At 61.1% G+C, this 14,650-nt stretch carries 15 protein-coding genes; 11 read left to right on the top strand and 4 right to left on the bottom strand.

Features of this window, described 5'->3' with window-relative positions; genetic code table 11:
- Positions 1 to 18: 18 nt before the first annotated feature.
- The 3 genes from M0808_RS16390 to M0808_RS16380 all read right to left on the bottom strand — a co-directional run bounded on the left by M0808_RS16390 (position 19) and on the right by M0808_RS16380 (position 1,687).
- Complete coding sequence (locus tag M0808_RS16390) at positions 19 to 288, bottom strand: type II toxin-antitoxin system RelE/ParE family toxin (RefSeq protein ID WP_098964236.1); 270 nt, start codon at positions 286 to 288, stop codon at positions 19 to 21.
- Positions 278 to 469: an antitoxin gene (locus tag M0808_RS16385; protein ID WP_139053738.1), complete on the bottom strand. Its 192-nt coding sequence runs from the start codon at positions 467 to 469 to the stop codon at positions 278 to 280. The genes M0808_RS16390 and M0808_RS16385 overlap by 11 nt, the downstream gene beginning before the upstream one ends.
- 270 nt (positions 470 to 739) lie before the next feature.
- A complete protein-coding gene (locus tag M0808_RS16380) occupies positions 740 to 1,687 on the bottom strand; it encodes a transporter (RefSeq protein WP_247841882.1) in 948 nt (315 codons plus the stop codon).
- Between the two features lie 210 nt (positions 1,688 to 1,897).
- Here M0808_RS16380 and M0808_RS16375 point away from each other — a divergent pair, with 210 nt between their 5' ends.
- The 11 genes from M0808_RS16375 to M0808_RS16325 all read left to right on the top strand — a co-directional run bounded on the left by M0808_RS16375 (position 1,898) and on the right by M0808_RS16325 (position 12,796).
- Complete coding sequence (locus tag M0808_RS16375) at positions 1,898 to 2,995, top strand: AraC family transcriptional regulator (protein WP_247841881.1); 1,098 nt, start codon at positions 1,898 to 1,900, stop codon at positions 2,993 to 2,995.
- A gap of 183 nt (positions 2,996 to 3,178) precedes the next feature.
- Positions 3,179 to 4,066 (top strand): Dyp-type peroxidase, encoded by an 888-nt coding sequence (locus M0808_RS16370; protein ID WP_247841880.1) that lies wholly within the window; start codon positions 3,179 to 3,181, stop codon positions 4,064 to 4,066.
- A gap of 25 nt (positions 4,067 to 4,091) precedes the next feature.
- Positions 4,092 to 5,060, top strand: coding sequence for a Gfo/Idh/MocA family oxidoreductase (locus tag M0808_RS16365; protein WP_247841879.1), 969 nt, complete (start codon positions 4,092 to 4,094; stop codon positions 5,058 to 5,060).
- A 223-nt stretch (positions 5,061 to 5,283) separates the two neighbouring features.
- On the top strand, positions 5,284 to 6,036 hold the full coding sequence (locus tag M0808_RS16360; protein WP_247841878.1) for a GntR family transcriptional regulator: 753 nt from the start codon (positions 5,284 to 5,286) through the stop codon (positions 6,034 to 6,036).
- Positions 6,033 to 7,763, top strand: coding sequence for a fumarate reductase/succinate dehydrogenase flavoprotein subunit (locus tag M0808_RS16355; RefSeq protein WP_247841877.1), 1,731 nt, complete (start codon positions 6,033 to 6,035; stop codon positions 7,761 to 7,763). Before M0808_RS16360 ends, M0808_RS16355 begins: the two co-directional genes overlap by 4 nt.
- Before the next feature lie 25 nt (positions 7,764 to 7,788).
- Complete coding sequence (locus tag M0808_RS16350) at positions 7,789 to 8,034, top strand: ferredoxin family protein (protein WP_003225615.1); 246 nt, start codon at positions 7,789 to 7,791, stop codon at positions 8,032 to 8,034.
- 225 nt (positions 8,035 to 8,259) lie between these two features.
- Positions 8,260 to 9,663, top strand: a complete 1,404-nt coding sequence (locus M0808_RS16345) for an ABC transporter substrate-binding protein (protein WP_247841876.1) — start codon at positions 8,260 to 8,262, stop codon at positions 9,661 to 9,663.
- A gap of 268 nt (positions 9,664 to 9,931) precedes the next feature.
- A complete protein-coding gene (locus M0808_RS16340; protein WP_134786556.1) occupies positions 9,932 to 10,714 on the top strand; it encodes an ABC transporter permease in 783 nt (260 codons plus the stop codon).
- Complete coding sequence (locus tag M0808_RS16335) at positions 10,714 to 11,562, top strand: ABC transporter ATP-binding protein (RefSeq protein WP_247841875.1); 849 nt, start codon at positions 10,714 to 10,716, stop codon at positions 11,560 to 11,562. The genes M0808_RS16340 and M0808_RS16335 overlap by 1 nt, the downstream gene beginning before the upstream one ends.
- Positions 11,559 to 12,521: a HEAT repeat domain-containing protein gene (locus M0808_RS16330; protein ID WP_247841874.1), complete on the top strand. Its 963-nt coding sequence runs from the start codon at positions 11,559 to 11,561 to the stop codon at positions 12,519 to 12,521. The genes M0808_RS16335 and M0808_RS16330 overlap by 4 nt, the downstream gene beginning before the upstream one ends.
- Positions 12,518 to 12,796, top strand: a complete 279-nt coding sequence (locus M0808_RS16325; protein ID WP_135295945.1) for a DUF971 domain-containing protein — start codon at positions 12,518 to 12,520, stop codon at positions 12,794 to 12,796. Before M0808_RS16330 ends, M0808_RS16325 begins: the two co-directional genes overlap by 4 nt.
- A gap of 124 nt (positions 12,797 to 12,920) precedes the next feature.
- Here the strand turns inward: M0808_RS16325 and M0808_RS16320 are convergent, their stop codons facing one another.
- Entirely contained in the window at positions 12,921 to 14,579 is a 1,659-nt protein-coding gene (locus M0808_RS16320) for a phosphoethanolamine--lipid A transferase (RefSeq protein WP_247841873.1), read from the bottom strand.
- Between the last annotated feature and the right edge of the window lie 71 nt (positions 14,580 to 14,650).

Genomic DNA, 14,650 nt, shown 5'->3' with positions numbered 1-14,650 from the left:
TTGTGTAGGCGGGAAGGTTCAGGGATACCCTTGTCGAGCATGCAATACGTTCAGGATTTCGATCCGCTCGGTCACCCGATAAACCACGACGTAGTTGGGATGGATAACGATTTCCCGGGTGCCGGCGACCTTGCCGAAGCGATAAAGGTAGGGGTGAAGTGGGAGGGCGGAGATAGCCGCTTCGATGGCGGCGTTCAGTTGACTGGCCGCAACGGCGTTACGGTCAGCGATGTAGTTCAGGGTTTGCCAGAGTTGAGTGCGAGCTTCAGGTCGCCAGTCAACCCGCACTGTTTTTGTTGAGTTTCGATTCGATGAGGGCGCGCATCTCGGCCATCACCTGCTCGTGGGGGATGTTGGGCCGCGGATCATCCATCGAGGACTGTACCTGTGCCCGGAACCAGCGATCGTAGCTGGCGGCCTGCTCTGGGGTTTCAAAGTCTGAAACGATAAGGGAAAGTTCGGCGCTCATAGTGACCTCCATGATCAATGTGAAGCAGTCTAAGGGGGATGTGGCTCGCTGTCGTCACTGGCAAGACGAAGTGCGAAGTATCCATTGGTGCGAGCGATAACGCAGTCAGACGTTTCCGTGGATCAAGTGGGCATTTCCACGGGGTCTGTAGGCTTCATCACACCTGTGGGAGCGGGCTTGCTCGCGAAAGCAATCTGTCAGTAACCAATACGTTGCCTGACACGGCGCTTTCGCGAGCAAGCCCGCTCCCACATGGCATGGCGGCGCAGGTCAGAAGGCGTAGGGGATGCTGACCTTGGCCCAGAGCATGTCGCCTTCCGGCCGGTTCTCCACGTCAAACTCCTTGGCCCAGCGAATCTCCGCGCTGGCGTATTTGAGAAAGGTGAAATGCAACGCCGGGCCGATCGCGAATACCTGGCCGCGCACGCCGTCGTCCACATCCTGCCCGGCGAACTGCACGGTGTGGCCGTACTGTTTGTCGTCGGTGGTCTGCTTGAGGTAATAGCCGTTAAGGCCGAGCATCACATCGTCGGTGATCTTGTAGCTGGCCGAGTAATCGAAGTGGAAGATCTGCCCGGACTTGTAGTCGGTGTCCTTGTTCTTCTCGTTGAAGCTGTAAGTGGTCTTCATCGACACTTCGGTCTTGTCGGTCGGCAGCCAGGTGAAGGAGAACAGCGGCTTGTAGGTGTAGAAATTGTTGCTGGTGTTGGCCAGCCGATCGACGCTGTATTCGCCGGTGGGCACGGTGATCTCCACGGCAGCACCCAGGGTCAGGTTCTTGCCCATGTCCCACAGGATGATCGGCGCAACGGTGGTGTCGCCCATGCCTTCGCGGGTATCGCTGAGGCCGAATACCGAGACTTCCTGCTTCAGCCAGGGCTGGGCGATGTAGCCGGCCAGACGTCCGCCGAACACGCGCACCGGGCTCAGGTAATCAATACGCGGGATCACCGCCGTGGATTCGATTTCGACATTCGGCACCTTGCCGCCCAACGAGCTGATGTTGAGCTTGGTCGACTTGTAATGGTTGTAGTAGAGGTTGAACGCGACCATGTTCTGCGGAAGGCTGTCGACTTCCAGCGGCAGCATGAAGAATCCGTCGGTGCCGGGGCCGATGTTGTCGACGCCGGCTTCGGTGGCCAGGGCCGGCAGGGACGCGGTGCATCCGAGCAAAGTCAGTGCCAGACGCAAGGGGAAAGTGGCGCGGTTCGGGCTCATGGCTGTCCTCATTATTATTGTGGTGGGACGTGGCGCCGGTACGCAGAACGTCCGGCACCATAGAAATAAGCGCTTGGCGCCCGCCGGGGCAGGGTATTGGCGGACAGTTAGGGGGACTTCTGCGGACAGTCGGCCAACCCTGTGCTAACTTCTTTCGACATAACCGGTTACAAAAATAACAATCAAGCGTGATCCGGAATGTCAGCCCCCATGAACGTAAAAGTCCAAGACCCCACTTTTGAATTGGCGCTGGTCTCGCCGTTTCTCCTGCAAACCCTCGCTGAAGTCGTGCACAACAAAGGCATCGACCCTGAAAGCCTGTGTCGTGGCCTGGGTTTCACCCTTGAAGATCTGCAGGATCCGGCGCAGCGGATTTCCTACCGCCAGGCCGTGGCGATGATCCAGCGTGCGCTCAAAGTACTGCCAAATCAGGGCCTGGGGCTGTGGGTCGGCGCGCAGAATGTGTTGGGTACGCTGGGGCTGCTCGGCCACGTACTGTCGCTATGCAAGACCTTGCGCGATGCCTTTGCCCTCGGCATCCGCCACCAGCACACCTCCGGCGGAATCGTGGTGTCCAGCGTCGATGTGATCGGCGATCAGGTGCACCTCGATGCCGAATGTCGCTTACCGTTTGCCGATGTGCAGGTGTTCGCGGTCGAAGAGTTTTTCGCCAGCCTGCTGGTGTACGGCCGGGCCTTGGCGGGCCATGAGTTCAAGGCGATCGCCGTGGAGTTTGTGCACGCTGCACCGGATTATCTGAGCGAATACCACCGCTTGCTCGGGCCCGATGTGCGCTTCGGCTGTCTGCACAATCGCATGCTGATCGATGCCCGATGGCTGGACGTCAACCTGCCCAATCACCATTCGCTGGCGCTGCGTCAGGCGGTTGCGTTGCTGGAGCTGGAAGCGGCGCAGGTGCATCAGAAACTCGATCTGATTCAAGCAGTGGAGCGGGCGATTGCCCGGGACTTGAGCAGAGGCAGCCATATCGAAAAAATCGCCGGCGACCTGAACATGAGCAGCCGCACCCTGCGCCGCCGTTTGACCGAGCATGCGCTGACCTTTGAAGCGCTGCTGGAACAGGTGCGTCAGGCGCGGACCATGAGTCTGCTGGCCAATCCTGAGATGCCGATTGAACGTATCACCGAAGAGGTTGGCTACAGCGACGTGCGCAGTTTTCGCCGGGCGTTCAAGCGCTGGACCGGGATGAGCCCGAGTGCGTGGCGGCATGACACAAACCCTCACCCCAGCCCTCTCCCGGAGGGAGAGGGGGCCGACCGAGGTGTGTCGCGTCATACATCGACCTGAAAGATTTTTGTCGATTATGGATTCGGTACATCATTTTCAAGTCGGCATATCTCTACAGCTTCCCCCGTTCAGTTCCCTCTCCCTCTGGGAGAGGGTTAGGGTGAGGGGTTTTTAGCATTCTCCAAACCCACACAAACCCTCCGGCCACAGGTAAACTCCCGCGCACTTTCCCAAGGAGTTCACATGAGTTACTACCAGCCGGGCATTCTCGCCACCCCTGTTCCTGCGCAAGCACGTCACCTGTTTTTTGCCCTTGCGTCGGTTGAAGCACTGCCGCAGGCGATCGACAACCTGATGAATCTGGTGGACGGCAAGTCGGCTGTGATCGGTTTCGGTGAATCCCTGACCAAAGCCCTGAACGTGCAGATCGACGGTCTGCGCAGCTTTCCGGCCATGAGCGGCGTCGGCGTGGAAAACCCGTCGACCCAGCACGCGCTGTGGGTCTGGCTGCACGGGGTCGACCGTGGCGAACTGCTCAATCGCAGCCACGCTTTCGAAGCCGCGCTGGCCCCGGCGCTGCGCCTGGTAGACATGCAGGAAGCCTTCCGCCACAAGGACGGCCATGACCTGACCGGCTACGAAGACGGCACCGAGAATCCGCACGATGACGCCGCGATTGCCGCCGCGTTGCTGGGCGAGGGCGCTGATGGTCTGGTCGGTGGCAGCTTCGCCGCGATCCAGCAGTGGCAGCACGACCTCAAGGGGTTCCATAAGCTGTCCGCCGACGACAAGGACAACATCATGGGCCGTCGCCTCAGCGACAACGAAGAGATTGACGACGCGCCAGTCTCCGCCCACGTCAAACGTACCGCCCAGGAAAGCTTCGCCCCCGAAGCGTTCGTCGTGCGCCGTTCGATGCCGTGGATCGACGGTGATCGCGCCGGCCTGATGTTCCTCGCCTTCGGTTTTTCGCTGGACGCCTTCGAGGCCCAACTGCGGCGTATGAGCGGTCTGGAAGACGGCATCACTGACGGTCTGTATCGCATCAGCCGACCGATCACTGGCGGCTACTACTGGTGCCCGCCGCTGAAGGACGGCCACCTCAATCTGCGCGCGTTGCGCATCGGCTGAGTGTTTCAAACACAGGGAGTTGAGCATGGATGTGGTGCGGTGGGGCATGATCGGTTGCGGCAGCGTCACTGAACGCAAGAGCGGGCCGGCCTTTTACAAGGCGCCCGGTTCGGCGTTGGTGGCGGTGATGGGCCGCCGCCTTGAAGCGGTGAACGATTACGCGGCGCGCCACGGTATCGCCCGGGCCTACACCGATGTCGATGCGCTGATCAACGATCCCGAGGTGGACGCGGTGTACATCGCCACGCCACCCGACAGCCACTACGCCTACAGCCTGAAAGTCGCCGCCGCCGGCAAGCACTGCTGTGTCGAGAAACCGATGGCGCTCAACGCCGGACAAAGCCGCGAAATGCAGCAGGCGTTTGCCGACGCCGGTCTGCACTTGTTCGTGTCGTACTACCGCCGTTCGTTGCCGCGCTTTGCCCAGGTTCGGCAATGGCTGGCGCAGGGCCGCATCGGCGAGGTGCGGCACCTGAGCTGGACGCTGACCAAGGCCCCCTCGGCGGCGGATCTGGACGGCAGCGCCAACTGGCGAACCGACCCGAGCGTGGCCGGCGGAGGCTACTTTGCCGATCTGGCCAGCCACGGTTTTGACCTGTTCCAGTACCTGCTCGGCGATATCGTCGAAGTCGCCGGTTTCACTGCGCGTCAGGCCGGTTTGTATGCGGCGGAAGACGCGGTCAGCGCCAGTTGGCGGTTCGCCTCTGGAGCGCTGGGCATGGGATGCTGGAGCTTTGTTGCGGATCGGCGTGAGGACCGGGTGGAGATTATCGGCAGTCAGGGGCGCATTGCGTTCTCCGTGTTTGACGAGCATCCGGTGCAGCTGTTCGCCGATGAGCAGATCAGCCTGGAAATCCCCCATCACGAGCACATTCAGTGGCATCACGTGCTGGGCATGAATGCGCATATTCGTGGCGATTCGCAGCATCCGGCCGTCGCCGAACAAGCCCTCAAAACCGATTGGGTGATGGACCAGATCCTCAAACGGCACTGATCCTCCAGACCACAACACCATTTCCTTGTGGGAGGGGGCTTGCTCCCGAAGAGGCCGGCATTGCTGGTATTTCCATCGCCTGACACACCGCCTTCGGGAGCAAGCCCCCTCCCACAAGGGTCTGTGTGTCGTCGTGTCTAAGGTTATGCCCAAACAATATTTCTCAAGCTTGTCATAACGTCTCTAAGATCACGTCATAACTCGTTATAACAAGTGATCCCTGATGACCGATAACGTCCTGTCCCTCAGTAGCGTCCCATTGCACACCCAACTGCGCGACGTCCTGCGCGCACGCATTCTCGACGGCGAATACCCGCAAGACAGCCAGATGCCGTCCGAAAGCGAACTCGGCACGCTGTTCAAAGTCAGCCGCATCACCGTGCGCCAGGCGCTGGGCGATCTGCAGAAAGAAGGGCTGATCTTCAAGATCCACGGCAAAGGTACCTTCGTCGCCAAGCCGAAAACCTTTCAGAACGTCAGCAGCCTGCAAGGCCTCGCCGAGTCCATGACCGGGCGCGGTTACGAGGTGATTAACCGCCTGCGCAGTTTCAAATTCATCCCCGCCGACAAACGTGTCGCCGAGCGCTTGCAGGTGGCCGAAGGCGAGACCGTGGCGCAGATCAAACGCGTACGCCTGATCAACCGCGAACCGATCTCGCTGGAAATCACCTACCTGCCCAAAGCCGTCGGCGAACGGCTGGAGAAGGCCGATCTGGTGACTCGCGACATCTTCCTGATTCTGGAAAACGACTGCGGCATCGCCCTCGGCCACGCCGATCTGGCGATTGACGCGGTGCTGGCCGACAGCGATTTGACCCAGGCGCTGAACGTCGAAGCCGGCTCGCCGATCATGCGCATCGAGCGTCTGACCCACGATGCCCACGGCCAGCCGCTGGACTTCGAACACCTTTACTACCGTGGCGATGCGTTCCAGTACCGCCTGCGGATCGACCGGCAAAAAGGGGAGCAAGCATGACGCGCAACACCTTGGAACAGGAATACGACATCGTCGTGATCGGCGGCGGCACTGCCGGGCCGATGGCGGCGATCAAGGCCAAAGAGAAGAACCGTGATTTGCGCGTGCTGCTGGTGGACAAGGCCAACGTCAAACGCAGCGGCGCGATCAGCATGGGCATGGACGGCCTGAACAACGCGATCATCCCCGGGCACTCGACGCCGGAGCAGTACACCAAGGAAATCACCATTGCCAATGACGGTATCGTCAACCAGGTGGCGGTGTATGCCTACGCCACTCACAGCTTCGAAACCATCGAGCAACTGGATCGCTGGGGCGTGAAGTTCGAGAAGGACGAGACCGGCGATTACGCGGTGAAAAAAGTCCACCACATGGGCGCCTACGTGCTGCCGATGCCAGAAGGGCACGACATCAAAAAGGTGCTTTATCGCCAGTTGAAACGCGCGCGGGTAAGCATCACCAATCGTCTGGTCTGCACCCGTTTGCTCACCGACGAGGAGGGCGCGGTCAACGGGGTGATGGGCTTCGATTGCCGCAGCGCCGATTTCCATGTGATCAAGGCCAAAGCGGTCATTCTTGCGTGCGGCGCGGCCGGTCGCCTCGGTCTGCCGTCCTCGGGTTACCTGATGGGCACCTATGAAAACCCGACCAACGCCGGCGACGGCTACGCCATGGCCTATCACGCCGGGGCCGAGCTGGCCAACCTCGAATGCTTCCAGATCAACCCGTTGATCAAGGACTACAACGGCCCGGCCTGCGCCTATGTCACCGGCCCGCTGGGCGGCTACACCGCCAACAACAAGGGCGAACGCTTCATCGAGTGCGACTACTGGAGCGGGCAGATGATGTGGGAGTTTCACCAGGAACTGGAAAGCGGCAACGGCCCGGTGTTCCTCAAACTCGATCACCTGGCCGAGGAAACCATCCAGAACATCGAAGAGATCTTGCACAGTAACGAGCGCCCGAGTCGTGGTCAGTTCCACGCCAATCGCGGCACCGATTACCGCACGCAGATGGTCGAGATGCACATCTCGGAGATCGGTTTTTGCAGCGGCCATTCGGCGTCCGGGGTGTGGGTCAACGAGCGGGCCGAGACCTCGGTGAAAGGCTTGTACTCGGCGGGTGACATGGCCGCCGTGCCGCACAACTACATGCTCGGCGCGTTCACCTACGGCTGGTTTGCCGGGCACAACGCGGCGGATTTTGTCGCCGGGCGCGAGTTCTCGACGCTGGATGCCGCGCAGATCGAGAAAGAACAAGCGCGGGTCTATGCGCCGCTGGATCGCGAACAGGGTCTGCCGCCGGCGCAGGTCGAGTACAAGCTGCGGCGCTTCGTCAACGACTACCTGCAACCGCCGAAAGTGACCAAAAAAATGCAGATCGGCTTGCAGCGCTTCAGCGACATCGAACGCGACCTCGATCAGATGAAGGCCAACAACGCCCACGAACTGATGCGCGCGATGGAAACCAGTGTGATCCGCGATTGCGCGGAAATGGCTGCGCGCGCCTCGCTGTTCCGCGCCGAGAGCCGCTGGGGCCTGTACCACTACCGCGTCGATCACCCGCAGCGCAATGACAGTGATTGGTTCTGCCACTGTCATTTGAAGAAGGGCGAAGACGGCCGGATGACCAGTTTCAAGAAACCCGTCGAGCCGTACATCATCCCGCTCGATGCCGAAGAAATGCAGGCCTATGACCGCTTGCGGGTGGGCGCGTTCGCCGCTTGATGCATCACCAGAGAGAGTCCGAACCATGGCCTATCAAGCCCAGGAAATCTTCTTCCGCTCCAATGCCCCGGTCACTGTGGACGAGGACAAATGCATCGCCGAAAAGGGCTGCACCGTGTGCGTCGATGTCTGCCCGATGGACCTGCTGGCGATCAACCCGGCCACACAGAAGGCCTACATGGCGTTCGATGAATGCTGGTACTGCATGCCGTGTGAGAAGGATTGTCCGACTGGCGCCGTCAAAGTCGACATCCCTTATCTCCTGCGTTAAACGCTTTCCCCTGTAGGAGTGAGCCTGCTCGCGATAGCGGTGTGTCAGACAACACATCGACATCCAATACACCGCTATCGCGAGCAGGCTCACTCCTACAGAGATCTACGACACCCTAAAGCTACCCGGAAACCCCGGACGCTAATTTACAGACCCCCTCGTTTCCCACCGCCCTGATCGCGGCGGAGACGAACATCCAATAAATGATTCGAGGGGAAACACACCATGTTGCGTGCAGCAATTGCCGGTCTGGTACTGGCTTCATTGACCCTGTCGGCCTCGGCCGAAACCATCCGCATCGCCATCGGCACCCAGGACACCACCATCAATTGCGCCGCCGGCGGCCTGTTGATTCGTGAACTCGGCCTGCTCGACAAATACCTGCCGCACGACGGCGCCTACAAAGACGCGAAATACGATGTGCAGTGGAAGAACTTCACCAGCGGTGCGCCGCTGACCAACGAGATGGTCGCCGGCAAACTCGACTTCGGCGCCATGGCCGATTTCCCCGGCGCGTTCAACGGGGTGGCGTTCGAAACCGCCGGCAAGCACAGCCTGTTCATCAGCGTGCTGTCGGGCAGCATCAAGGGCAGCGGCAACGGCATCGTGGTGCCGAGCGCGTCCGGGGTGCAGGCGCTGAGTGAGCTCAAGGGCAAAACCATCTCGGTGCCATTCGCTTCGACCGCCCACGGCATGTTGCTGCGCGCGGTGGCGGAGCAGGGCTGGGACCCGCTCAAAGACGTGAACATCATCGCTCAGCCGCCGGAAGTCGCAGGCTCTGCATTGCAGGCCGGCAAGATCGACGCCCACGCCGATTTCGTGCCGTTCGCCGAACTGTTCCCGAGCCGTGGTTTCGCCCGCAAGATTTACGACGGCGCTCAGGCCAACGCGCCGACTTTCCACGGTGCACTGGTGGATCAGGCCTACGCGAAAAAATACCCGGAAATCGTCGTCGCCTACCTGCGGGCGAGCATCGAGGCCAATCAGTTGCTGGCTGCTGAGCCTGAGAAGTACAGCGAGCTGATCGCCAAAGTCACCGGCGTCGATGCCGAGGTCAACTACCTGTTCCACGGCCCGCTTGGCGTGCAGACCCGCGACCTGAGCTGGAAGCCGGAATACCGTCAGGCGGTGGGCACCGCGATCGACACCCTGAAGCTGCTGAAGAAGGCCGATCGTGGCCTCGACCTCAACACCTTCATCGATGATCAGTACATCCGCGCCGCCTTCAAGGCCTCGAATCTGGACTACACCGCGCAACTCGCCAACTACGCGCAAACGCCGTTGAAAGCGCTGGATGCGGTGACCGGCAAAGCCATCACCGACTTCAGCCACGTCGCCGAAATCTGGGTGCGGGGCGAAGACAAAGTACGCCAGTACGCCTCCGCCGAATCGGCCTTCACCGCGTTGGCCGCTCTGAAACAGGAAGGCAAAAACATCCGCGCGGTGTATGCCCAGGCCAGTGACAGCGGGATCAAGCTGCTTGCTGATCAGGCGTGGTTCGCCAGCGATGCCAAGGGCCGCTTGAGCGCGTTTCTGCTCAAGGGCCAGGCCCAGCAATATGCGGCGGCGCAGGGTGGCAAGGTCTTCGACTTTACTGACGCCACGACCCAGGCCGTGGCTGCCCGCTAATTGAAGATCAAAAACTCACCCTCACCCTAGCCCTCTCCTGGAGGGAGAGGGGACTGAACGAGGTGTTTGCGGGAGCTAAGCCGACCTGAAATATCGAGCCGAACTCAGTTTTTGAAAATCATGAATATCTGCTCGCTAGCGAGCCGAACCGAGATTTTGAAAGGCTTGAAGATCTGCTCCCTTTCCCCCTCGCCCCCCTGGGGGAGAGGGCTGGGGTGAGGGGGGCGATCTCAGCCATCACACCGCTCCAAACATGGAAACCCGATTCATGAAAATCCCAAAACCCCGCTGGATCACCAGAGCAACCTCCATAGCGCTCTGCCTGCTGTTCTGGCAACTCGCCGCGAGCCACCACTGGAACCTCGGCCTGGTCACCTTCGCCAACGTGCCAACCCCGTTGGCGGTGATCGAAGCGGCGTTGGGCCTGGGCGACTCCGGCAAGCTGCTGCAGCACCTGAGCGCGAGCCTCGGCCGCGTGTTCGCTGGCTATCTCGCGGCATTGATCATCGGCATTGCCCTGGGCCTGGCCATCGGCCGCTCGAAATGGGCCGAAGACCTGCTGCTGCCACCGCTGGAAGTACTGCGGCCGATTCCGGCGGTGGCGTGGATTCCGCTGGCGATCCTGATGTTCCCGTCCTCGGAACTGTCGATGGTGTTCATCACCTTCACCGGTGCGCTGTTCCCGATTTTGCTCAACACCGTGCACGGGGTGGAGGGTGTCGACCCACGGCTGATCGCCTCGGCAAAAAGCCTCGGTGCAGGGCGCCGGGCGATCCTGCTGGAAGTGATTTTGCCGGGTGCCGCCCCGAGCATCATCACTGGCCTCGCCATCGGCATGGGCACCTCGTGGTTCTGTCTGGTTACGGCGGAAATGATCTCCGGCCAGTTCGGCATCGGCTACTACACCTGGGAGTCCTACACCATTCAGAACTACGCCGACATCGTCGTCGGCATGCTGCTGATCGGTGTGCTGGGCATGGGCAGCAGTCTGCTGATCAAGCGCCTGGGCGGGCTGTTCACGCCCTGGCATCGACCACGAGGAAAAGCCTGATGAGCGCAATGCAAACCCCGGAAGGGCGAATCGATATTCGCCAGTTGTCGATCGTTCTCGGTGAGGGGCAGCAAGCCTTCGAAGCCGTGCAGGGGCTGGATTGCCAGATCGAACCGGGCCAGTTCGTGTGCATTCTCGGCCCGTCCGGTTGCGGCAAATCGACCTTGCTCGGCGCACTCGCCGGACACTTGAGCGCCCATACCGGCAGCCTCAAAGTCGATGGCGGCGAGGTGTCCGGGCCGTCGCCACAACGCGGCATGGTGTTCCAGCATCACACGCTGTTTCCGTGGCGCACGGTGCGCGACAACGTGGCTTTCGGCCTGAAGATGCGCGGCATCGGCAAAACCGAGCGCCAGCGTGAGGCCGATGAAATGCTCAAACTGGTCGGCCTCGACGGTTTTGCCGAGCGCTGGCCCTATCAGCTTTCCGGCGGCATGCAGCAACGGGTGGAAATCGCCCGGGTGCTGGTCAACCGTCCGCGTCTATTGCTGATGGACGAGCCGTTCGGCGCGCTGGATGCCTTGACTCGCTTGAACATGCAAGAACTGCTGCTGGACATCTGGACACGGATTCGCACCACCGTGGTGTTCGTCACCCACGACATCGACGAGGCGCTGTTCCTCGCCGATCGGCTATTGGTGATGAGCGCACGCCCTGGGCGAATCATCGAAGACCTGCGCCTGGACTTCCCGCGCCCGCGCACCACTGAGCTGGTGACCAGCGCCGAATTCTCCCGCCTCAAGCGCCATTGCCTCGACCTGCTGCGCCACGACAACCCCCGCCCGCTGCCGCGCCTCAACCCGCTCGGCCTGCCTCCCGAAAACCCTTTGCCGCGATTTGCCCTATGACCTCATTTTTTGCTGTGACCGATAACGACGACATCCTCGCCCTGCAACCGCGTCTGACCGCAGACGATGCCGGTGTGCGACGTATTGCCCTGATCGAACTGGCGGATCTGGAGGAGCCAGACGGATTGCTGTGGCTGGTCGAAAGACTGAGCGAAGATCCGGCCGAAGAAGTCCGCGCCGAAGCCGCGCGGCTGCTGGAAGCCTGGGAGGACGAACCGGTGGTGGCTGCGCTGTGCCGGGCGCTGACCGATCCGTCTCCGGTCGTGCAGGCGGCCGCCGCGCAAAGCCTGAGTCTGCTCAAAACCGAAGCGGCAGGCCGGGTGATTCTGCCGTGGACCGATCACGCCGAAGTCAGTGTACGAATCGCCGCGTTTCGGGCTCTGCGCGAGTTGCGTTTTGCCGATGCCGCGCCGGCAGCTATCACCGCATTGAGCGATGCCGATGCCAATGTGCGTCGCGAAGCCGTCGGTGTGCTCGGCTGGCTCAAGCAGCTCGACGCACTGCCGGCGTTGGCGCGACTGGCCAGCGCCGACCCGGACACCGAAGTGCGCCGCGCCGCCACCGGCGCCCTCGGTCTGGCGTCCGGCGCCGACGTGCTGCCAGCCTTGCGTCAAGCGCTGCAGGACGATGCCTGGCAAGTGCGCGAAGAAGCGGCCACGACGCTGGGCAAGGTCGGCCACAGCGACGCTGGTCCGGCGTTGATCGCAGCCCTCGGCGATGACTACTGGCAAGTGCGCCTGCGTGCTACCCGCAGCCTCGGTCGCTTGCGTTTTGCACCGGCGCTGGACGCCTTGATCGAGACCCTCGGCCATCGCATCAGCAACCTGCGCAAGGAAGCCGCGCTGGCCCTCGGTGAGTTGCATGATCGCGGCGCGGTGGCGGCGTTGCAGGCGGCGCAGGATGACGGCGACCCGGAAGTGCGCAAAGCAGTGCGGATTGCCTTGAGTCAGTTGCAATGAACCCGCTGTCAGTCGGCAATTCGCAGAGCCAGCGGACGCTGCGCCTGAGCTGGCCGGACGGCCGCGAATCACTGTTCAATCACGCCGAACTGCGCCGCCAGTGCCCGTGCTCGCAGTGCCGCGCGTTTCGCCTGAAAGGTGTGACTCCGCTGGTGGATGAGCGTGTTCGCCTGATCGAGATCAACCCGCAGGGCTACGGCGTGCAACTGGTGTTCAGTGACGGCCATCAACGCGGGATCTACCCGTGGGACTATTTGGCCCAACTCGATTCTTAGGTTCACCACCAACTGTGGGAGCGGGCTTGCTCGCGAAAGCGGTGGATCAGTCGCCACCAATATTGACTGAACCACCGCTTTCGCGAGCAAGCCCGCTCCCACAGGGATTTGTGCAATATCCGGGTTACTGCCCAGCCGTCATGGTTGGCCGGCACCCGCGAAACACATCCAGCCCCGGCTGATACAGCGCGGTCTTCACCTCAAACAACCCCAGCACCGAATGAAACAGGTTGTCATGGCTCAGGTCCGGCTGCCCGGTCTTGCCTTGCAGGCAATCGCGATCAATGCCCAGTTGCGCCAGGGTATTGTTGCCAAACCACATCACCATCGGCACATGGGTCTGCGCTTCCGGCGCCAATGCATACGGCGCCGCATGCAGGTACAAACCGTTTTCACCCAGCGATTCGCCGTGGTCGGAGACATACAGCATCGAGGTATCCAGCGTGTCCTGATTACGCTTGAGCAATTCGATGACCTTGGCGAGGAAGTGGTCGGTGTAGAGGATCGTGTTGTCGTACACGTTCACCAGTTCATCGCGGCTGCAACTGCCCAACTGGTTGGTTTGGCAGATCGGCTTGAAGCGTTCGAGCGCTTGCGGATAACGCTCGTAGTATTCCGGGCCGTGGCTGCCGTCGGCGTGCAACACGATGATCGCGTGGCCCTTGAGGCTGTCGATGTAGCTTTGCAGGTCGGCCAGCAGCGCCTCATCGAGGCAGTTGTTGCCGTCGCAGAACGGCCCCGGCTGGTTCTTCGCGATGTCGCGGTGCGGCACGCGCAGGCAGGTGCCCTTGCAGTCGCTGTTGTTGTCCAGCCACAGCACCTGCACACCGGCGCGTTGCAGGATATCCAGCAGGCCTTCGTAGGTTTTGCCTTTCTTGTCGCTGTAGTCCTCACGCGGGAACATCGAGAACATGCACGGCACCGACACTGCCGTGGACGTGCCACAGGAGTGCACCTGGGTGAAGTTGAGGATGTCCAGTTTGCTCAGCTCGGGATTGGTCTCGCGCGCATAGCCGTTCAGCGAAAAATGATCGGCGCGGGCGGTTTCGCCGACCACAAACACCATCAACGACTTCTTCTCGCGGCTGGTCGCTTTGGCGCTCATCACCGCGTCTTCACCGATGGCCTGCACCACAAAGTGCTTTTTGATGCCCAGGCGCTGCTTGGTGTATTTGCTGATGGCGTAAATGTAGTTGGTCGGGTTGATGAAGTGGGTGAGCTTGTCTTCTTCGCGGAAGATCGGCGCGTAGGTCGAATAGAACGCGCCCACCGAGGCGCCGATCAGCAGCACGCAGGCGGCGATCACCAACAGCTTGTTGAGCAGGCCACGGAAGAACGGCCGATAACTCACCGGCCAACGCCAGATCAGCGCCGCCGGCAGCACGCCGAGCAGCAACACGTAAGCCAGCAGCTTGCCGTTGAACAGCGCAGCGGCTTCGCCCGGGTTGGTTTCGAACACGTTCTGGATCATCACCGTGTCGATGGTGATCCCGTATTCGTTCATGAAATACGCAGCGCAGGCCGAGAGCAGGGCCACCACAGTCAGCGCCGGTTTCAGCGTCCAGCGAAACGAAACGAGGGTCAGCAGCAGGGTGATCGCCGCCCACAGGAACAGGCCGAACGAAGCGAAAAACGCCAGTTTGTGTGCACCTTGCAGGGTGATCAGCGTACCCAGCGCCTTCCAGGTCGCCAGGTTGTACAGCGCCACCAGTGCCAGGGAAAACAGCAACACCAGCCGGGTGGAAGTGATGGACGGTAAACGCAGTCCTTTGCCCAAAGCCATTACAGACATTCCTCTACTCGAATAGATCACGCGCGGAAACGCGCGTAACTGTAGAAGAACAATAGTAAAAA

This window comes from Pseudomonas sp. MWU12-3103b (assembly GCF_023100615.1).
GTDB lineage: Bacteria > Pseudomonadota > Gammaproteobacteria > Pseudomonadales > Pseudomonadaceae > Aquipseudomonas > Aquipseudomonas putida_A.
This window is presented reverse-complemented; position numbering and strand designations above follow the sequence as displayed.